The following is a 19,687-nucleotide window of genomic DNA, read 5'->3' as shown; positions in this document are numbered from 1 at the left end:
CTCTTCTCACCCGAGGAGTGCGCCAACTATCTCAAAAACTCAGGATATGTTTCCGTATAAAAACATCACGCTCTAGCATTTTGCTATGCCGGCGACATCACGATGTTCGGCGGCTTGGTGGAGCTGCTTGACACGGCCCTCTTGCAGGTGCCATTAATAGTCCGAACGATCGATCTAAGAAAGAGGCGCGGGAGGTTAAAGGGAGGAGTCATGTCTGGTCAGTCGCCAAACCTGGATTATCGCACGCTGATTGAACCGACGCGGGTTCGCAGTGTGGTGTATCACGACCCGCAGATCTTTGAGCAGGAACTGGAGCGCATCTGGCATCGGACGTGGGTCTATGTCGGCCACATCAGCGAGGTCCCGAATAAAAACGACTATGTGACGAAATCCATCGGGTCGACTCCGGTGCTGATGGTTCACGATCGCGATGGCAAGATCAGTCTACTTCTGAACAAGTGTCCGCATCGCGGCAATCAGCTCTGCGCCTACCGGCAAGGCAACCGCGGCACGTTCACGTGCCCTTATCATTCCTGGACATTCGCCAATACGGGAGATCTGATCGGCTATGCCTATGCCGACGGCTACGGCGATGCAGACAAGTCGGGGTTCTCGCTCGGCAGGGTGCCGCGCGTCGGCATCTACCGGGGGTTCGTCTTCGGATCTTTCGCGAACGAGGGGCCGTCTCTGGAGGAACACCTCGGCGGTGCGACCGCCTCGATCGACCAGCTGTTGGAAAACTCGCCCGAAGGCGAACTCGAGCTGACCGCAGGCTTCCTGCAGCACCGTACCAAAGCGAACTGGAAGTTCATGCTCGAGAACGAGACGGACGGCTACCATCCGGCGTTCGTCCACGGGTCGGTGTTCCAGGTTACCGACAGTGGCATCGGCAAGCTCTACGGTCCGCAGTCCACCGCGCTCACGCGTGATTTCGGCAATGGCCACACCGAATTCGACCTGCGGCCGGAGTGGCGCCGGATCGGCAAGCCGCTCGAGTGGTTCGGCACCAGCGAGACGCGCTTTCCGCAATACGTGAAGGCGATGGAGCAGGCTTATGGCACTGAGCGGGCGCGCAGGATCATGATCGACGGGACGCCGCACATCATGATTTTCCCCAATCTGTTCATCGCCGAAATCCAGTTGTTCGTGCTGCAGCCGATCGCCGTCGACGAGACAATCCAGCATGTCACCGCGCTACAGTTCAAGGGAGCGCCCGAGCTCAATCGGCGCTTGCGCCAGCAGACCATGGGCTCGGTCGGCCCGGCCGGGCTGCTGCTTGCCGACGATACTGAGATGTATGAGCGCAATCATCGCGGTGCAGTGATCAATGACCCTGAATGGGTCACGCTAACACGCGGCCTGCATCGCGAGCGCCGGGACGAAAACGGCTACCGCATCGGTCATTCGACCGACGAGGTGCCGCAACGCGCCATCTGGCGTCACTATACCGAACTGATGACGGCGTGAGGTTGGTATGCCGCAGTCTACATCCACCGCGATGTTGCATCTCGAAGCGGAACAAACGGATCTTCTACGACGCGTCGAGCAGTTTCTGTTTCTCGAAGCCCGCCTTCAGGACACCCATGCGTATGACGAGTGGGAGGCGTTATGGGCGGACGATGCGACATACTGGGTGCCGGCCAATGGATCGGATACCGATCCCGAGCGGCAGATGTCGATCATCTACGATAACCGCTCGCGTATTGGCGTGCGTATTGATCAGCTCAAGACCGGGCGCCGCCATACCCAGACGCCGAGGTCGGAGCTGGCGCGGATCATCTCGAATGTCGAACTCGTCACTCGGGTCGGTGACGAGATCGAGGTGAGGGCGAATGCGTTCATCTTCGAGGATAACCTGCGCGGCGAAACCCTCTGGGCGTCACGCAATGAATATCGCCTGCGGATCACAGATGGTGGTTTCAAGCTTGTGCGGAAAAAGGTCGGTCTTGTGAACAACCACAAGCCGATCTTCACCCTGTCCTTTCTCATTTGAGTGTCGCGGCGAACGACGGAGGCGAACATGACTTCAGAGCTCAAGACGGCCGTGGGGTACGAGTGCTGGGTCGCAGAAGGACCGGTTCTTCTGGATTATGCTGACCATGTCGCGACATTGACCCTCAACCGGCCTGAGTCTTCGAACGGGATGAATATCGCCATGATGCAGGCGATCCACGAGGCGGTGATGCGCTGCCATGGTGACCCGCGCGTGCGCGTCGTACATGTACGAGGTGCCGGAGCGAATTTCTGTGCCGGCGGAGATGTGCGTGAGTTCGCATCCAAGGGAGAGGCGCTGGGTGACTTCCTGCGCACAGTGACGGCTTATCTGCAGATGGCTGTGGGTGGACTGATCCGCCTGAACGCCACGGTGGTGAGTGAAGTGCAGGGCTATGCGGCAGGCGGGGGCGGGCTTGGTCTTGTCTGCGCGTCCGACCTCGTCGTGGCGGCGAAGTCCGCCAGGTTCATGGCGGGCGCCACCCGGGTCGGAATGGCGCCCGATGGTGGTGCCTCGGTTATCCTGCCGCGTTTGGTGGGTTTCCGGCGGGCCGCGGAGATTGTTTTGACCAACCGCGTGCTCGGAGCCGAGGAAGCCCAGGCTATTGGTTTGATCAACAGTATCGTTCCTGACGATGGGCTCGCGGGAGAGACGCGCAAGCTCGTCGGGAGGCTGGCCGCCAACGCTCCCAGGGCGAGTGCGGCCGCCAAGCGGCTGCTCTGGAGCGGGATCGGCCTCAGCGTCGAGTCCTGCCTTCCCGAGGAGGCGCGGACGGTGGCAGAGCTGTCGTCCACCGCTGATGCGCGAGAAGGTTTGGCGGCCGTGCTTGAAAAGCGCACGCCGAATTTTACCGGAGCTTGATCGAAGATGCCGGGAGGGCGCTTGCAGCGGGCTCTCGTGACCGGCGGCGCGAGGGGTATCGGGGCGGCCATCTGTCGTCGCTTCGCCGCCGACGGCTTCGCAGTCACGCTCTGTGACCTCGACGCGGAAAGCGCCGGGGTGGTCGCCGGCGGGATCGGCGCCGATTTCGAGGCGATCGACGCGACGGACAGTGCCGCCGTTGCGCGCTTCGTTGCCAAGAGAGGTCCGTTCGAGGTGTTGGTCAACAATGTCGGTGTCGATCAGCACGCCTTCTTCACCGAAACCGGCCCGCAAGATTGGCGCCGCCTGATCGCGGTGAACTTGGAAGCCACATTCGCCTTCACCGTCGGTGTCCTGCCGGCGATGCAACGGGCGGGTTATGGCCGTGTCATCAACATCGCGTCGGAAGCCGGGCGGCTCGGTTCGAAGGGCGGGGCGGTCTATGCAGCCGCCAAGGCCGGGGTGATCGGATTCACCCGGTCGATTGCGAGGGAGAACGCCCGGTACGGCATCACAGTGAATGCCGTTCTGCCGGGACCAATCCGTACTCCGATGGTCGAGGAGGCGATCGCGCAGTTCGGTGACAAGCTGCGACGCGACATGGCAAGCCTGACGCTGCTGAGGCGTCTCGGCGAACCGGATGAGGTCGCGGCGGCGGTATCCTTCTTTGCTTCGCCGTCCGCATCGTTCGTGACCGGTGAGGTGTTGGGCGTGTCCGGCGGCATGGGGTGTGGTGTCTGCTGAGCCGGAGGGGCCGCGCGTAACGGATCAGCGGCCGCTCGTTCGTTCTGCAACGAAGCGACCGAGTTCGGTCAGCGATTCGTGGCTCTGCCGTAACTCACCAAACATCTGAAAATGATGGAACATGTGGTCCCATACGCGCACCTTCACGTCCACGCCGCTCTGCCGCGCCCGCGCCGCCAGTAGAAAGGCATCGTCGAGCGTGATGTCGTGGTCGCCGGCGTGGATCAGGATCGGTGGCAGCCCGGCAAGGTCGGCATCGACCGGTGAGGCTGATGGTGCTAATGCGTTGCCGTTGCGGCCGAGATAGGCGCGGGCCATCGCAGCGAGTTGCGCTGCTTTTGAAAAGACATCGAGGGCGGCCCGGCTCGTATAGCTGGCACCACGCATGGTCAGATCGAGCCAGGGCGAGATCAGCGCCAGGCCGGACGGAAGCGGCAGGCTCATATCACGTGCGCGGAGCGCGATGTTCATGGCGAGCGCAGCGCCGGCGGAATCGCCGGCGACGACAATGCGCGACGACGGCAGGCCCTGGCCGAGCAGCCAGAGATAGGCTGAGATCGCATCCTCGGCCGCTGCGGGATATTTGTGTTCGGGGGCGAGCCGGTAATTGAAGCCGAGCACGCGTGCGTCGCTGGCGCGCGCAAGGCGCACCATCAAGCTGCTGTGGGAGCGGAGCGAGCCGACCTGGAAACCGCCGCCATGGCAGAACAGCACGACGCGGTCTGTGCAGCTTCCGGGTGGCGTGATCCACGCGGCCGCCATGGGTCCGATATGGATCGCTTCACCCAAGGTTTCGGAACCGTCGGCAAAGAGGGCATCAAAGCTCTCCCGAATGGAGGTCAGAGCGAGGCGGCCACACGCCATGAAGCGACCGCCGCCACGATACGGCTCTTGATGGCTTCGAGATCATCCCTGTCGTTCATGCAACCACCCATCGTCTGCTTGCAATCCACGAAAGCACAATACATAGTTCGAACGTTCGATCTATAAATAAACGATAGGACCTCGGGCCATGGAGGAACATGTTGCGGTGGTGGCGGGCGGGCAGGCCGCTGCCGCCCTGGCAATCCGGCTGCGCACTAAGGGGTTTCGAGGCAGGATCACGATTTATGGTGATGAGCCCTGGGCCCCGTATCAGCGTCCGCCGTTGTCGAAGAAGTATCTCAGCGGAGAGTGGGAAAGGGAGCGGTTGCTGCTTCGTTCGCCATCCTATTGGAGCGACAATGACATCGACATCCGTGCTGGGCGCGCGGTGACGTCACTCGACCCGGTGCGCCGGACGCTCGGGCGCGGCGACGATTCGGTCGGCTGGACGAAGCTCGCATTGACCACTGGCGCTTCGCCGCGGCCGTTACCATCCTGGCTCAGCAATTTGGAAAACGTTTGCGAGCTCCGCTCGCTGCACCATGCCGAGCGCATGCAGCGCCACTTCAGGAAAGGCCGCAGGCTGTTGGTGATCGGAGGTGGCTTCGTCGGACTGGAGACGGCCGCCGTCGCCGCAGAAGCAGGCCTTCGTGTCACCGTTGTCGAAAGCGCTGCCCGCATCCTGGAACGCGCCGTCTGCCCGGCAACATCAGAATACTTCCGCCGGCTTCATTACGCCAAGGGCGTTCGTATCGTCGAGGGATGTGCGGTGAGACGGGTGGTCGGCGGCCCCGTGCGCGAAGCGGAGTTGACCTCCGGTGAGCGCCTTGAAACCGATCTGGTGCTTGTCGGCATCGGCGTTCTGCCCAATGCGGAGCTCGCCGCGCGTGCGGGTATCGACACAGCGGACGGCATCCTGGTGGATGAGCACGGCCGTACCTCGGCTGCGGATGTGTGGGCGGCGGGGGATTGCGCGCGGTTTCCGCTATGCGGCGAACTGATCCGCCTCGAGAGCGTTCAGAACGCTATCGAACAGGCTGAAACGGTCGCTGATGACATGCTAGGCGAGGCCGCGCCTTACGCACCGGTGCCCTGGTTCTGGTCCGACCAGTATGATGCCAAGCTGCAGATTGCCGGCTGGAATCGCGGCTATACCGAGGTCGTTGCACGCGACACGGATCGTGGCCTATCCAACTGGTATTACCGGGAAGGGCGCCTAGTCGCGGTGGATTCGATCAACGACGCCCGTACCTTCATGGTGGCGAAAAAGCTGCTGTCGCAAGGGATCAACGTCGATCCGTCGAAGCTTACCGATCGAGCGTTTGATCCCCGCAGTCTGCTCCCGTAAAGGCGCGCGAGGCCCGGGTGAAATCAGAATACTCTCGAATTCCTGTAGCCATCGAGGAAGAGGCTGACGCAGCGGTCGGCAAGATCAGTAGGCATCATGCGGCCGTCCGGCTTGAACCAAGTATATGTCCAGTTGATCATGCCAAAGAACAGCATCGCATCGACATGGGCGCTCGCCTCGTCCTTCGCTCGCTCCGGGCGGATTTTCGCCAGCATGTCGGTGACGATCGAGATCAGCTGGCGCTGTTTCTTAATGACGTCCTTTCTCACGTTGTTGGGCAGGAACTCCATGCAGGTCAGCATCACCACGTGCTTGTCACGGGAGACGGAATAGATCTGGAGGAAAAACCTGATCAGTTTCTGGAAACAGGCGATCTCATCCTCGCGTCCCGAAAGGATGTCGTCGCAGCCGGCCAGCAGCTTGTCGACATGTTCCGTCAGCATGAAGACGAGGATAGCTTCTTTCGATTCGAAGTAGTGGTAGAGGCGGGATTTAGAGCAGTCGCACGCGGCTGCGATATCGCCGATCGATGTCGCCGCATAGCCGCGGTTTGCAAACAGCCCAGCTGCCTGCTTGATGATCGAAGCCTGTATGGAGTCGTAGTCAGGGGAGCGAGGTCGTGTCACAGGTGTCCTGAAATGATCGTCCGAACGATCGGACTATACCGCCCGGTGGCTGACTTGGCAATTTTGCGACCGGTTTGACGCCGCCTCGTCACCGTCCAGGCGTGGCAGCGATCAGTGGCAGATGGGGTGGTGCCGAGATAGCGGACATGCTCGGCTGAGATATCGCTCAGGCGCGCGGTGCCGAGCAGTGTCATGGCGCGCTCCAGCTCGGTCCCGAGGATCGAGATGACATGGGCGATGCCGGCTTCGCCGGCGGCGCCGGCACCGTACAGCGTGTTGCGTCCCATCAGGACCGCGTTCGCGCTGAGCGCGCGCGGTTGATGATGTCCGTCCCGCGCCGGAATCCGCTACATGTCTGAAGGCCGCCGCCCTCCTGTCAGGCGCGCTCGGCACGATGCAGCACCCGTGTCGCCTTGGCTTCGTAGCGCGGCAAGGTCCCTTCCCGGAGACACTCGACGTCAACGCCCATGCCGAGACGGGCGCGCACCTCGCGCTTGATATCCGCAACGATCAGTTCGGCGGGGCGGCCGGCCGTATGTTGCGCCTCGACAGCGATGCACATCGTTCCGATCGTGATGCGCTCCTTGTCGACATAGATCTGCCAGGCCTCTTTCACTGTTCCTGGCGTCGCGGCGATGATGTCTTCGATCTGCGAAGGGAAGACGATGACCCCCTTGACTTTAATCATGTCGTCGCTGCGGCCAATGATGCGCCCGATCTTGCGCATGCCCCTTCGCCCGGAGCGACAGTCGAAGGGCGAGGTCGACAGCCGCACCAGGTCGCGCGTGCGCCAGCGCACGACCGGCGAGGCTTCGCGACACAGCGTCGTGATGACAATCTCGCCGACCTCGCCAGGGGCAACGGGGCGAAGCGTCACCGGATCAAGGATCTCGGTGATGATCGTATCTTCGTTGATGAGCTGCAGTTCGTCCTCGTCATGGGTGAAGGGGGTGGAAATCGCCAGCACCGGGCCGCCGGCTTCGGTTGTGCCGTAGATGTTCTGGCTCACGAAGCCTTCCGGCATTTCCGCTTCCAGCTGGTTGCGGAATTCGGCAGATACTGATTGTCCGCCAAGAATGGCGAGCTTCATCGTCCACTCCGCCTTGGGATCGATGCCCATCTGCTTGGCGGTGGTGACTAGCGACATCAGCCAAAGTGGTGACATCGAGGCGACGTCGTAGCTGTGGTCGCGCAGCCATTTCACCACGAGTTCGCCGCGACCGGGCCCGATCGGAAACGTGGTGCAGTCGAGCGCCGCGAAACCTATATCGAGTGCCGGTCCTCCGATCCAGAGACCGTAGCCATAGCCCTGATAGGCGCGCTGGCCGCGCTGCACGCCAGCGGCCGTCAGGATCCGTGCCATCTGATAGGGCAGGAGCTGACCATAGTCGTGCTCCGTCATGCCGAATAGGACCGGCAGCCCGGTCGTCCCTGAGGTTGCCGTGAATCTCCGCACCGAGTCCATCGGCGCGGCCAGGAACGGGAATGGATAGCGGCTGTGCAGGGCGGACTTGTCGAGCAGCGGCGCATGCTCGAGCCCGTCCGCGGCGGCGAGGTCCGAGGGCTTCATGCCGGCGGCCGCGAAATGCGCGACCCAGTCCGGCCGCTCGCTGAGGCGTCGGCCAAGCTTGCTCAGTCGCTCCTGCTGAAGGCGGCAGATGGCCGGATAGTCCAGGCATTCGATATCGGGGTGAAGCATCCCGGGTTCCTCCTGCGAATTCATCCCTGGCACCCGTGTGTTGGGAAACCACGGTAATTTTTCCCTTTCTTAGACCGAACGTTTGGTCTAAGTAAAGGGCCAACGAGATATGCGAGCCACCGAAAGGATGGCCGTCAAGGGAACCAGCCGATCGAACCGGCGGAGGAAACAACGTTCAAGGAGGTCGAATTGAACAAGCTGATCGTTGCACTTGTTGCGGCTGTATCGTGGGCCGCACCTGCGCTGGCCGAGGTCAGGATTGGAATCATCGTGTCCGCCACGGGGCCGGCGGCATCCGTCGGAGTGACGCAACAGCGGACGGTAAGTGTTCTGCCGCCGAAACTCGGCGGCCAGGATGTCCGCTACATTCTGATGGACGATGCGTCGGACGCCTCGACGTCAGTCACGGTCGCCCGCAAACTGATTGCGGAGGACCGCGTTGACGTCATCGTCGGTCCGAGCCTGACCCCGAATTCGCTCGCGCTGCTGGATATCGTCGCTGAGACCGGGACGCCGATGATCAGCCTGGCCGGATCCGCCTTGATCGTCGAGCCGCCGGTCGACCGGCGGCGCTGGGTATTCAAGACCCCGCAGAGCGATGCCCAGATGGCGTCCATTGTGCTCGATCATATGAAGCGTCGGAGCATCAAGTCGCTAGCGCTGATCGGGTTCAACGATGCGTATGGTGAAGGCTGGATCAAGGTGATGACGGCGCTGGCCGAGGCGGCCGGCATCAAGGTGGTGGGCTCCGAGCGTTACCAGCGAACCGACAGCAGCGTGCTCGGGCAGATTCTGAAAATCACGTCGCAAAGTCCCGACGCGATCTTTATTGCGGCGTCCGGCACCCCGGCAGCGTTGCCACAGACGACGCTCGCGGATCGGGGTTACAAGGGTGTCGTCTACCAGACACACGGTGTCGCCAATAACGACTTCCTGCGTATTGGTGGCAAGAACCTCGAGGGGACGTTCGTGCCGGCGGGACCGGTGCTGGTCGCCGAGCAGCTGCCGGATGGCCATCCGGCCAAGGCCGCGGCGCTCGATTTCGTCCGCCGTTATGAGGCTATCCCCGGAGCAGGAGCCCGCTCGACCTTTGCGGCCTATCTCTGGGATGCGCAACTTATCCTCGATAGGGCGATCGCGGCAGCCGCGGTCAAGGCGCAGCCCGGGACAGACGCGTTTCGAATTGCGTTGCGGGATGCGATTGAAGCGACCAGTGACGTCGCCGGTCCGAACGGCGTCTACAACATGTCGTTCACCGATCACCTCGGTCTCGACGAGCGCTCGCGCGTCATGACACAGATCGTCAACGGCGGCTGGCGGCTGGTCCCATGATATCCCGACGTCTTCATTCGATGGCTGTGCTGAGGCGTGAGCCCGACGGCGGAGCCCTGCCATGACTGCGGATGTTGCGGCGATCCTGCTGCAGGATGGCATCGCCAATGGCGCGATCTACATCCTGCTTGCGACAGTGCTCGTCCTCGTGTTCACGGTGACGCGCGTGATCTTCGTTCCGCAAGGGGATCTGGTCGCCTTTACAGCCCTGACCCTGGCGGCCTTTGATGCCGGGACCATACCAGGCACGGTGTGGATCTTATTGTTCGGGGCCGCCATCGCGCTGTCACTTGAAATGCTGGAGGCAGGCGCACGGCGCGATCGCGCGCGCTGTGTCCGATCGATCGTTCAGTTCGGCGTCGTGCCGGTCGCCGTTGCGCTCGTGGCTGTTCTGCTGGTCCCGAAGGATGCACCACTCCTGTGGAAGATGGCGGTCACATGCGCACTGGTCACCTGCATCAGTCCGGTGATCTATCGGATCGTGTTCCAGCCGATCGCGTCTGCTTCGCCCTTGGTGCTCCTGATTGCGGCGATCGCAACTCATCTGGGAATGAACAGTATCGGCTTGCAGGTGTTCGGGGCCGAGGGAGTGCGGACGCAAGGTTTCTCCGGTCCGCCGCTTTCGTTCGCCGGACAGTTGATCTCGCAGCAGGTGGCCGGAGTGGTCGCCAGCAGCATCGTCCTCGTGTTCGTGCTCTACTTGTTCTTTCATCGCTCGTTGCGTGGCCGCGCACTCCTGGCGGCTGCATACAACCGCCGTGGCGCGGAGATCGTGGGCATCAGCGCGGCCGCAGCCGGGCGCACGGCCTTCATCGTCGCCGGCTTCGTGGGAGCGGTATCGGGTCTGCTGGTGGGCCCGATGACAACGCTCTACTATGATTCTGGCTTCATTCTTGGCTTGAAGGGCTTTGTCGGCGCCATCGTGGGCGGGCTCGCGATCTATCCGCTCGCGGCAGCCGGTGCCGTGTTGGTTGGAGCGGTGGAGTCCTTTGCCTCGTTCTGGGCGAGCGCCTATCGCGATATCATCGTCTTCATGCTGATCATCCCGATCCTGTTCTGGCGCTCGGTGGTCAATCCCCACGCGGAGGATGGAATCGAATGATCGGTCGGCTCCTTGCTCTCGCGCCGTTCATCGCCGTTGCAGTTGCGGCCCTCGCGTCGCTCGTATTGCCGGCCTATCAGGTGTCGGTGGCCACCTACGTGATGATCGCGTCGATCGTATGCACCGGATTGGTGCTGATGACCGGGATCGCGGGCATGGTTTCCTTCGGACAGGCCGCCTTCGTCGGCTTCGGCGCGTATACCTCGGCCTGTATGTCGACGCAGTTCGGGCTGTCGCCTTGGCTGGGTCTTGCCGGGGCGACGATCGGCGCGGCGGCGACCGCTGCCCTGATCGGCGCGGTTACGGTGCGAATGAGCGGCCATTATCTCGCGCTGGCGACACTTTGCTTTGGCATCAGCTTCTATTTTGGAATCGGAAACGCCGATGCGTTCGGCCGTTTCAACGGAATGACGGGAATCCCACCGGTCACGGTCGGTGGTTTTGAGTTGCGATCCGAGCGGCAGGCCTTCGGCCTTGTCCTGGTCGCGCTCGTGCTATCCGTTGCCTGGTGCCGGCGGCTGCTGGCATCTCGTTGCGGCCGCGTGTTGCGCTCGCTCCGTACGGGAAGCACGATCGCGGAGACCTTCGGAGCGAATGCGCAACGGCATCGCTTGCTGGCATTCGTCGCTGCGGCAGTGGTCGCCGCGCTGGCAGGCTGGCTCTACGCGCACGTGCAACGCTTCATCAATCCGACGCCTTTCGGTCTCAACGCCAGTATCGACTATCTGTTCATGACAGTGATCGGCGGCAGTGGGCAGGTCTGGGGGGCGTTGGTCGGTGCCGGGCTGGTGACAGTCATCAAGCATGAGCTGCAGGACCTGCTCCGGCCTCTATTCGGGGCGACGGCACGATTTGAACTGCTCGTCTTCGCCGCGCTGATGATCATCGTGCTGCACAAGGCGCGCAAGGGCCTGTGGCCGTTCCTGCAGCAGGTGGTCGCATCCCATATGCCGCCTCGAGCTCCGGTTGCACCCGTCACGTTGACGAGCAGGAGGGGCAGGCCCGATCAGGGGCTGCCGGTCCTGACTGCGATCGGCTTGCGGCGGATGTTCGGCGGCCTCGTCGCAGTGGACGACGTCAGCTTCGATGTTCGAAGTGGCGAAATTCTCGGCGTTCTGGGTCCGAACGGGGCAGGGAAGAGCACCCTGTTCAACCTGATCAGCGGTGGCTTGCAGCGGAGCGGAGGTGAGCTGAGTTTCCTCGGGGCGCCGCTGGCACGCGTGAGCGCGCGCGACATGTGCGTGCGTGGGCTGTCGCGGACATTTCAGCACGCCGCGCTGGTTCCGGAGATGAGCCTGATTGAGAATGTCGCGATTGGCGCCACTCATCTCGGCCGATGCGGAATTGTGGCTGCGTCGTTGGGACTCGATGCTCGCGAGGAGCGGCAGCTATTGGGTTGGGCCCAGCACCTTCTCAACCGTGTCGGGCTCGGCGACAGAGCGTGGGAGCTTGCCGGGACGCTGTCCCTCGGTCATCAGCGGATCTTGGAGATCGCACGCGCGCTGGCGGCCGATCCGGTGCTGCTGCTGCTCGACGAGCCCGCCGCCGGCTTGCGCGCGAACGAAAAGACATTGCTTGCGGAGCTGCTGGTCCGGTTGCGAGCCGAGTGCCTCGCCATCGTTCTCGTTGAACACGATATGGAATTCGTCTTCCGCCTGGCCGATCGGCTGATGGTGATGTGCGCCGAATCGCATTCGGTGATCCCGAGGAGGTTCGCGCCGATACCGGTGTCCAGGAAGCGTATCTGGGAGTCGCTGCATGACGGTCCTACTGCAGCTCGAGCGTTTTGTGGTCCGCTATGGCCGTCTGACCGCGATCAATGATGGGACTAGTGCCGTCTGGCGGTCGGTTGGTGTTCCCGCAATGGCCGGAGGCTTCTCGGTCGATCGAGGCGCGGGTCCGCGCCCGGATCTCGCTGGACGTTTCGCTGGAAGCGCGGGCGGGGGAGGTCACTGCGGTTATCGGACCGAACGGCGCTGGCAAGACCTCTCTGGTCAATGCGGTGGTACCGGAAACGCGCGACCTGTTCGGACCGATGACGGTGCTCGACAATCTCAAACTCGGCGCGTTTTCAGCGCGGATGGAACCACGCTTCGATATGCGCGCGCGACTCGCCGGCATATTTCGTCTCTTTCCTCGCCTCGACGAACGGCAAAATCAGCAGGCCAGCACACTGAGCGGGGGGGAGCGCCAGATGTTGGCTCTGGGGCGGGCTCTGATGTTGAAGCCGCGCTTTCTGATGCTCGATGAGCCAAGCCTCGGGCTCGCGCCGCTGATCGTCGCGGAAATGTTTCGGATCATCGCACGGCTGAAAAACGAAGGCGTGTCGATTCTCCTGATCGAGCAGAACGCGCGCGCCGCGCTGCGTCTTGCCGATCGTGCCTACGTGCTCGAAGGCGGAGCGATTCAATTGGCCGGGAAAGCTGCGGATGTTGCTGCGGACAGCCGCGTCATCGACGCCTACCTTGGAATGTCGGCAGCGACTCCATCAAATCCGGATGAGCGACAGATGGGCAAGGTGGGATGAAGCGCGCCATACCAGATGCGATCGCGAGGCTGAGCGAGCGGTTCGGGGACAAGTTGTCGACGTCCGCCGCGATCCGCAGCCATCACGCGAGCAGCGTCACCTCGCACGTGACGGTCGCGCCCGATGCGGTCCTGTTTCCGGCCTCGACGCAGGACGTCGTGGATGCGGTCACTATCTGCCATCGCTATCGGTGTCCGGTGGTGGCATTCGGCACCGGTACGTCGACGGAAGGGCAGATCAGCGCTGAGCATGGCGGGCTCACGATCGACCTATCGCAAATGAACCGTGTCGTCCGGGTGTCGCCTGCCGATCTCGATTGCACCGTGGAGGCAGGGGTGACCCGCAAGGCGCTCAACGCCGCCCTGCGGGACACGGGACTGTTCTTTCCGATCGATCCGGGAGCGGATGCCTCGATCGGGGGGATGGCATCGACCCGTGCGTCGGGCACCAACGCGGTGCGCTACGGAACCATGCGCGAACTGGTGATGTCGCTACGCGTCGTGCTGGCCGACGGCCAACTGATCGAGACCGGCTCTCGCGCGCGGAAATCGTCCGCCGGTTATGACCTGACCCGTCTGTTTGTCGGTGCCGAAGGTACGCTCGGTATCATTACCGAGGTTACGTTGCGGCTTGCACCGATCCCGGAACAGATCGGGGCGGCGGTCTGCACCTTTCCAACCGTGGAGGCGGCAGTGTCGGCCGTCGTCGCTGCAACGCAGAGCGCCATCCCGCTGTCACGCGCGGAATTGCTCGACGCGCTGCAGATCGAGGCGTGCAACCGTTATTCGAAGCTCGATCTTGCCGTTCAGCCGACGCTGTTTCTGGAATTTCATGGGACGCAGCTGGCGGTCGATGAACAGGTCGGCCTGATGACCGCGATTGCGACGGAGTTCGGCGGTGGCACATTCCGATGGGCGACTGCGACCGAAGACCGGACAAAGCTCTGGCAAGCCCGCCATGACGTCTGGTGGGCAGCGCTGGCGCTCCGTCCCGGATCGCGGGGAGTACCAACCGATATCTGCGTGCCGATATCCGAGCTGCCTGGCGTGATCGCCCAGACCCGCCAAGACGTTGCCGAGCTCGATCTGATTGCGCCGCTGTGCGGTCATGTCGGCGACGGCAACTTTCATCTCTGCGTTCTGGTCAATCCCGAGGACGAGGACGAGAAGCGCCGGATCGTGGAGCTGAACACCCGCATGATCGCGCGAGCCCATGCCGTTGGTGGAACGTGTACCGGCGAACACGGCATCGGTACCGGCAAGATGGATTACCTTGTTGCCGAGCGAGGGACGGCGATGATGGCGCTCGCTTCGCTCAAGCGTGCGCTTGATCCGCGCAACATCATGAATCCCGGAAAGGTCCTGCGCGTCGCTGACTATCAACCCTATCAATGACGTCGATCGCGCGGTGCCTCATGAGTACTGAACAGTCGAAAAAGAGCAATCCATCATGACCCTTCGCGAAACTGCAACCCGCGTCGATCTCGACTATCGCCTCCATGATGCGATCACCAAAACCGAAGGGCGTGTTTTTGCGTCGGGCACGCAGGCGCTCGTCCGCATGCTGGTGATGCAGCGGCTTGCGGACCGGCGCGATGGCATCCATTCCGCAGGCTTCGTCAGCGGCTATCGCGGCTCGCCGCTCGCCGGCGTGGACACGGAGTTGTGGCGGGCGAAATCCGCATTAGCAGATCACGACATCAGATTTCTGCCGGGTATCAACGAAGATTTGGCCGCGACGGCCGTCTCCGGCACACAACGGGTCGCAGACGATCCAAACCGGACCGTCGAAGGGGTATTCGCCCTCTGGTACGGCAAGGGCCCCGGCGTTGATCGCGCTGGTGACGCTATCCGGCACGGCCATGCCGCTGGTGCTTCAGTCAAGGGGGGTGTTGTCCTCGTGGTTGGCGACGATCATGCCGCCACCTCCTCCTCGATCCCGAACGCCAGTGACATGTCCTTGATGGGATGGGGAATTCCGATCGTTCATCCGGCAAGCGTAGACGAATATGTGGAATTTGGGCTGTGGAGCTGGGCGGCTTCGCGCTTTTCCGGTGCCTGGGTTGCTTTCAAGGCGATCTCCGAAACGGTGGAGAGCAGCCGCGGCTTCGCCGTTCCCGTGCTGCCGCGCTTTGCGGTACCGTCGCGAGGCGGCTTTCCGGAAGGCGGTCTCGGATATGCCACCCGCGATTTTCTGACCCCTGCCATTGAACTGCGAATTGCTCATCGCCTGGAAGCGATCGCTGCGTTCGCGCGGGCAAATCCGTTGGACAGAATGCTGGTTGACGCACCAGGCGCTGACATCGGCATTGTTGCCATTGGCAAGAACGCGAAGGACGTTCTGGAAGTGTTTGAGCGCGCCGGCTTGCCGCAGCAGGCTCTGGCGGAGAAGGGCGTCAGAATCTGGCGGCCAGGTCTGACATTTCCGCTCGATCGCGACCGCTTGGGGCAGTTCGCGCATGGACTGAAACACATCTTGGTCGTCGAGGAGAAAGCGAACCTCGTTGAAGGACAGATCAAGGATGCGATCTTCAACTGGCCTGCGGATCGCAGGCCGAGCGTTTCCGGGCGCGGTAGCCTTGATGGATCGCCCCTTATCACGGCGCTTGGCCAGCATCGTTCTTCTTCGCTTGCACCGCCGCTGTCGGCCTGGCTCTCCAACGTGCGGCCAGACCTCGCCTTTAGCGACAGGCTTGGCCTGTTTGAACGGTCGGTTTCGTTGAGCAATGCGGCGGACGGCATGCGGCGGCTGCCATACTTCTGCTCAGGCTGCCCGCACAACTCGTCCACCAGGATTCCCGCGGGCAGCATCGCCCTTGCCGGAGTGGGTTGTCACTATATGGCGAGCTGGATGGATCGGCAGACGTCCGGACTGACCCAGATGGGCGCCGAAGGAGTCGATTGGGTGGGGCAGGCGGCCTTCACCACCACGCCCCACGTTTTTCAGAACATGGGCGAGGGCACCTACTTCCATTCCGGTCATCTCGCCATCCGGCAATCGATCGCCGCGGGGCACAACATTACGTACAAGATCCTGTTCAACGATGCCGTGGCGATGACGGGGGGCCAGCCGGTCGACGGCCAACTTACGGTTCCTCAGATCGCGCGGCAGGTGGCGAGTGAAGGGGCGAAGAGGGTGGTGATCGTTACCGACGACACCGCTCGTTATGCGGGGACGGTGCTGGACGGGGTTACCATCCATGATCGACTCGATCTCGATCCGGTCCAGCGCGAATTGCGCGCGATCAAGGGCGTCACGGTGCTGATCTATGATCAGACCTGTGCCGCGGAGAAACGTCGGCGGAGGAAGAAGGGCGCATACCCCGATCCGGCCCGACGGATGTTCATCAACAGCGCCGTATGTGAAGGATGTGGCGACTGCGGAAAGGCGTCCAACTGCCTTTCGATCGTGCCGCTTGAGACCGATCTCGGCCGCAAGCGCGCGATCGATCAGACGTCGTGCAACAAGGACTTTTCCTGCGTTGAGGGCTTCTGCCCGAGCTTCGTCTCCGTTCTGGGCGGAGGGCTGCGCAAACTGCCGGCGTCAGGCCGGGATTGGATTGCTCACGCCAACTCCCTTCCGCGGCCATCGTTGGAGTTGCCTGACGGGCGGCCGCACAATCTTCTCGTGGCCGGCGTCGGCGGCAGCGGCATCATCACGGTTGGTGCCATCATCGCAATGGCTGCCCATCTCGACGGTTTGGAGGTGGCCGAGCTCGATTTCACGGCGCTTGCGCAGAAGGGCGGCTCCGTGATGTGCCACCTTCGGATCGCAGCAAGCGGCGGCGCGATCAACCAGCCGCGCATCGACTGGGGCGAGGCCGACGGGGTGGTAATGGGCGACCTCATCGTCGGTTGCCTGCCCGACAGTCTCGGGACGGTTCGGAAGGATAGGACCCGCATCCTGGTCAATACCCATCTGGGGTCGACTGCGGAATTCACCCGCGATCCAGATGCAGATCCACGGCGCGACGACCTCTTGGCCAAAGTTCGTCATGCAGCCGGAGCGGACAGTGTGTCGAGTTTCGATGCTCAGCAATTGGCTCAAGAGCAGTTCGGCGAGACGACAGGCGCCAATATGATCCTGGTCGGACACGCCTGGCAGCAGGGACTGATCCCGGTGAGCGAGGCCGCGATGATCCAGGCGATTACCCTCAACGGAGTGGCGGTGGATGCGAACAAGCGTGCATTTGCTTGCGGTCGTGTTGTCGCCGCACAGGGGATCCCTACATGCGCTACCCAGTCCGTGACCTTGATGCAGCCGGAGCGCTGGGAGGCTCTGGTCGACCGGCGAGCCGACGAACTCACCCGGTACCAGAACGCAAGCTACGCGACATCGTATCAGACTTTCGTCGCTCACTGCGCCGCGATGGAGCAGCACAAGCTGAAGGACGCCAATAGGTTCGTTTTGACGAAGATCATTGCGAGCGCGTTGTTCAAGCTCATGGCCTACAAAGACGAGTACGAGGTCGCCCGACTTTATTCGAGGCCTGAATTCATCGCTGCGCTACGGCAGCAGTTCGAGGGAGACTTCGAGCTCCGTTTCCATCTCGCGCCCCCATTTCTGGCACGGCCACGCGCCGGAAGCGCGGTGCCGCAGAAAATCACATTTGGTCCCTGGATGTTGCGTGCTTTCGCGGTGCTCGCACGTTTGCGTGTCCTGCGCGGAACGGTGTTCGATCCGTTCGGCTATACCGAGGAACGGCGATTTGAGCGACGTCTGATCGATGACTACAAGGCGCTAGTCGACCGCCTTCTGGCCGGCCTGTCGCCGGCTACACTCGACATCGCGGCGAAGCTCGCAATGCTGCCGGAAAAAATAAGAGGATTCGGTCACGTCAAGCGGGCGAACGCGGAGATGGCGAAGCGGGAAGAGGAGCGGCTGCTGCAGCAGTTCGAGGCAATTCGGAATCCGGCCCCAGGTCGCATCACGGATGTCGCATGAGGCCGCCATGCTGACAATCATCCGCGGCCTCTACCGAAACGGCGGTGCAGAGGAGCGTCTCGCGATCCGCGACGTGCATATCGCTTACATGATCGAAAACCGCCGTTGGCTCGAGCAGGGCGGCGCCCTGTTGTCAGCCGATGGCGCTGTCGTCGAGGGCATGTTTCTGATGCTGCGTCACGAGACGCGTGAAGCGGTCGAAGTCTTTCTTGCCAACGAGCCGTACATGCGGGCGGGACTGTTCAAAAGTGTCACGATCGAAGCGTTCGATCGGTTTGTGCCGCACACAGATCCCCATTTTCTCGAGAGGCTTCTCGCATCGGCGCAGGGCCAAACCTCGTCTGAGCTTCGCTGATCCTCCCACAGTGGGACGTGTCTCAGGAAGAAGGTGGCGTATTATCGAAATTCAAGCCGCGCTGAAGGCGATCCTGGCGGCATGCAAGGATGCCGGGCATCGACACCATCTCGGGCCAAGGGCGTACCTGATGCCTCACGGCGTGCCGGGCCGCCGCAACTTGATCGAAAGCCGCGAGACCATGGCTTGCCTGCCTACGCGGCCAATCGGATAGCCGGCCAACTTGGCTCGATCTGAGTAGCCGTACTTTCGACGCCTCCGCCGGGTCCGATCATTTCCGTATCTCAAGCTCCGTTTGCGCCGACGCGAATAAATCTTGCCTGACCTGCTTCGAGCTCGACCTGCCAACGGGTTCTGACCGAAAGGGAAGGGAGATGATCTGCGGCGTCCAACTTGACGCGGCCAAATAAATCAGTCTACTTATGCAAGTAACGGCGAGGAAAAATTCCGGAACTCGACCGGCTGGGCGCGAGAGAGGTTGCGTTGGAGGAGATTGTCATCGAGCGGCGCGACGGCATCGTCCACGTTATCCTGAACCGGCCCTCGGTGAAGAACGCGGTGACGCTTGCGATGTGGCTCGAATTGGCCCGGATCTTTTCCGGCTTAGCCGACGATCGCCAGGTCCGCGGCGTCGTGCTGAAGGGCGCAGACAAGGACTTTTCGGTCGGCGCGGACATCTCCGAGTTCGAAAAGATCAGGGAGGACCGCCATCAAGCCGCGGCCTATGAGGCTGCAGTCGACGGTTGTTCGGGCGCGATCGCGGCATTGGATAAACCGGTCGTGGCCGCAATCTCCGGCTATTGCCTGGGAGGTGGCTGCCATCTGGCGCTGGCGTGCGATTTCCGATTTGCCGACCGTACCGCAACGATCGGCATTCCGTCGGCGAAGCTCTCGATCGTCTACGGCGTGCACAGCGTGCAGCGCCTGCTGGCGCTGACGGGTGTGTCGAACGCTAAGCGGATCCTCTACTCGGCAGACCGCTATCCGGCCGAACAGGCGGTTTCGATGGGACTGATCGATGAACTGCACGACGATGCCGCCGCCGCGGTCGAGAAATTCTTGACGAAGCTCGCGGCCAACGCGCCACTGTCGATCTCGGGCGCCAAATACATGCTGAACGGCCTTTCGATGGACCCGGGAGCGCTTGATCCGGCCGTGGCGCAGCGGCTCATCGACGAAGCCTCCGACAGCGAGGACTTTAAGGAAGGCCGAAGAGCCTTCGCCGAAAAAAGGCCTCCGCGGTTTCGCGGCGAATAAGGCCGAACAGGGAAGGAGCGAGCTTTGGAGAGGGC

17 protein-coding genes are annotated in these 19,687 nt (G+C 62.4%); 13 read left to right on the top strand and 4 right to left on the bottom strand.

Translation table 11 applies throughout. The annotated features are described in order from the left end of the window. Positions 1-102: 102 nt before the first annotated feature. The 4 genes from ACZXDY_RS22155 to ACZXDY_RS22140 are packed head-to-tail and all read left to right on the top strand — an operon-like array spanning position 103 to position 3,598. Positions 103-1,467 carry an aromatic ring-hydroxylating oxygenase subunit alpha gene (locus ACZXDY_RS22155; protein ID WP_464346942.1) on the top strand — a complete coding sequence of 455 codons (1,365 nt, stop codon included), beginning with the start codon at positions 103-105 and terminating at the stop codon, positions 1,465-1,467. Positions 1,468-1,498: 31 nt separating this feature from the next. Next, the gene (locus ACZXDY_RS22150) at positions 1,499-1,993 is read left to right on the top strand and encodes an aromatic-ring-hydroxylating dioxygenase subunit beta (protein ID WP_208821112.1); all 495 of its coding nucleotides are present in this window, start codon (positions 1,499-1,501) and stop codon (positions 1,991-1,993) included. A 27-nt stretch (positions 1,994-2,020) separates the two neighbouring features. Beyond that, positions 2,021-2,854 (top strand): enoyl-CoA hydratase/isomerase family protein, encoded by an 834-nt coding sequence (locus ACZXDY_RS22145; RefSeq protein WP_464346941.1) that lies wholly within the window; start codon positions 2,021-2,023, stop codon positions 2,852-2,854. 36 nt (positions 2,855-2,890) lie between these two features. Further along, the gene (locus ACZXDY_RS22140; RefSeq protein WP_464346940.1) at positions 2,891-3,598 is read left to right on the top strand and encodes an SDR family NAD(P)-dependent oxidoreductase; all 708 of its coding nucleotides are present in this window, start codon (positions 2,891-2,893) and stop codon (positions 3,596-3,598) included. Positions 3,599-3,622: 24 nt separating this feature from the next. On the opposite strand, the gene ACZXDY_RS22135 is transcribed toward ACZXDY_RS22140, so the two are convergent. Beyond that, a complete protein-coding gene (locus ACZXDY_RS22135) occupies positions 3,623-4,387 on the bottom strand; it encodes an alpha/beta hydrolase (protein WP_464346939.1) in 765 nt (254 codons plus the stop codon). A 241-nt stretch (positions 4,388-4,628) separates the two neighbouring features. Between ACZXDY_RS22135 and ACZXDY_RS22130 the strand changes: the two genes are divergently transcribed. Then, the gene (locus ACZXDY_RS22130; protein WP_464346938.1) at positions 4,629-5,810 is read left to right on the top strand and encodes an NAD(P)/FAD-dependent oxidoreductase; all 1,182 of its coding nucleotides are present in this window, start codon (positions 4,629-4,631) and stop codon (positions 5,808-5,810) included. Positions 5,811-5,833: 23 nt separating this feature from the next. On the opposite strand, the gene ACZXDY_RS22125 is transcribed toward ACZXDY_RS22130, so the two are convergent. From ACZXDY_RS22125 to ACZXDY_RS22115, 3 genes are read right to left on the bottom strand one after another with little or no spacing between them, the layout of a single operon-like run. Continuing rightward, positions 5,834-6,436 (bottom strand): TetR/AcrR family transcriptional regulator, encoded by a 603-nt coding sequence (locus ACZXDY_RS22125; protein ID WP_130222457.1) that lies wholly within the window; start codon positions 6,434-6,436, stop codon positions 5,834-5,836. After that, positions 6,433-6,780 carry an alpha-hydroxy-acid oxidizing protein gene (locus ACZXDY_RS22120; protein ID WP_283806997.1) on the bottom strand — a complete coding sequence of 116 codons (348 nt, stop codon included), beginning with the start codon at positions 6,778-6,780 and terminating at the stop codon, positions 6,433-6,435. The genes ACZXDY_RS22125 and ACZXDY_RS22120 overlap by 4 nt, the downstream gene beginning before the upstream one ends. Before the next feature lie 32 nt (positions 6,781-6,812). Next, entirely contained in the window at positions 6,813-8,135 is a 1,323-nt protein-coding gene (locus ACZXDY_RS22115) for a phenylacetate--CoA ligase family protein (protein ID WP_464346937.1), read from the bottom strand. A gap of 189 nt (positions 8,136-8,324) precedes the next feature. On the opposite strand from ACZXDY_RS22115, the gene ACZXDY_RS22110 reads away from it, so the two are divergent. The 8 genes from ACZXDY_RS22110 (at position 8,325) to ACZXDY_RS22075 (ending at position 19,652) form a co-directional block, all read left to right on the top strand. Beyond that, complete coding sequence (locus ACZXDY_RS22110) at positions 8,325-9,467, top strand: ABC transporter substrate-binding protein (protein WP_464346936.1); 1,143 nt, start codon at positions 8,325-8,327, stop codon at positions 9,465-9,467. Positions 9,468-9,528: 61 nt separating this feature from the next. Further along, positions 9,529-10,569, top strand: a complete 1,041-nt coding sequence (locus ACZXDY_RS22105) for a branched-chain amino acid ABC transporter permease (protein ID WP_464346935.1) — start codon at positions 9,529-9,531, stop codon at positions 10,567-10,569. Further along, complete coding sequence (locus ACZXDY_RS22100; protein ID WP_464346934.1) at positions 10,566-12,392, top strand: branched-chain amino acid ABC transporter ATP-binding protein/permease; 1,827 nt, start codon at positions 10,566-10,568, stop codon at positions 12,390-12,392. The genes ACZXDY_RS22105 and ACZXDY_RS22100 overlap by 4 nt, the downstream gene beginning before the upstream one ends. A 29-nt stretch (positions 12,393-12,421) precedes the next feature. Further along, positions 12,422-13,096, top strand: a complete 675-nt coding sequence (locus tag ACZXDY_RS22095) for an ABC transporter ATP-binding protein (RefSeq protein ID WP_464346945.1) — start codon at positions 12,422-12,424, stop codon at positions 13,094-13,096. Then, entirely contained in the window at positions 13,093-14,490 is a 1,398-nt protein-coding gene (locus tag ACZXDY_RS22090) for an FAD-binding oxidoreductase (protein WP_464346933.1), read from the top strand. The genes ACZXDY_RS22095 and ACZXDY_RS22090 overlap by 4 nt, the downstream gene beginning before the upstream one ends. A 55-nt stretch (positions 14,491-14,545) precedes the next feature. After that, entirely contained in the window at positions 14,546-18,040 is a 3,495-nt protein-coding gene (locus ACZXDY_RS22085; RefSeq protein ID WP_464346932.1) for an indolepyruvate ferredoxin oxidoreductase family protein, read from the top strand. A 7-nt stretch (positions 18,041-18,047) separates the two neighbouring features. Then, the gene (locus tag ACZXDY_RS22080; RefSeq protein ID WP_464346931.1) at positions 18,048-18,395 is read left to right on the top strand and encodes a YciI family protein; all 348 of its coding nucleotides are present in this window, start codon (positions 18,048-18,050) and stop codon (positions 18,393-18,395) included. Between the two features lie 483 nt (positions 18,396-18,878). Continuing rightward, positions 18,879-19,652: an enoyl-CoA hydratase-related protein gene (locus tag ACZXDY_RS22075; RefSeq protein ID WP_464346930.1), complete on the top strand. Its 774-nt coding sequence runs from the start codon at positions 18,879-18,881 to the stop codon at positions 19,650-19,652. Positions 19,653-19,687 lie beyond the last annotated feature (35 nt).

Source organism: Bradyrhizobium sp. LeoB3, assembly GCF_055456055.1.
The sequence above is the reverse complement of the archived record's forward strand: the minus strand, read 5'-3'. Positions and strand labels throughout refer to the sequence as shown.

What these genes read in the sequence shown, in the direction of transcription:
- ACZXDY_RS22155 (WP_464346942.1), top strand. Translation starts at nt 103, where the DNA reads ATGTTCGGCGGCTTGGTGGAGCTGCTTGACACGGCCCTCTTGCAGGTG.
- ACZXDY_RS22150 (WP_208821112.1), top strand. Translation starts at nt 1,499, where the DNA reads ATGTTGCATCTCGAAGCGGAACAAACGGATCTTCTACGACGCGTCGAG.
- ACZXDY_RS22145 (WP_464346941.1), top strand. Translation starts at nt 2,021, where the DNA reads ATGACTTCAGAGCTCAAGACGGCCGTGGGGTACGAGTGCTGGGTCGCA.
- ACZXDY_RS22115 (WP_464346937.1), bottom strand. Translation starts at nt 8,135, where the DNA reads ATGCTTCACCCCGATATCGAATGCCTGGACTATCCGGCCATCTGCCGC.
- ACZXDY_RS22105 (WP_464346935.1), top strand. Translation starts at nt 9,529, where the DNA reads ATGACTGCGGATGTTGCGGCGATCCTGCTGCAGGATGGCATCGCCAAT.
- ACZXDY_RS22100 (WP_464346934.1), top strand. Translation starts at nt 10,566, where the DNA reads ATGATCGGTCGGCTCCTTGCTCTCGCGCCGTTCATCGCCGTTGCAGTT.
- ACZXDY_RS22090 (WP_464346933.1), top strand. Translation starts at nt 13,093, where the DNA reads ATGAAGCGCGCCATACCAGATGCGATCGCGAGGCTGAGCGAGCGGTTC.
- ACZXDY_RS22085 (WP_464346932.1), top strand. Translation starts at nt 14,546, where the DNA reads ATGACCCTTCGCGAAACTGCAACCCGCGTCGATCTCGACTATCGCCTC.
- ACZXDY_RS22080 (WP_464346931.1), top strand. Translation starts at nt 18,048, where the DNA reads ATGCTGACAATCATCCGCGGCCTCTACCGAAACGGCGGTGCAGAGGAG.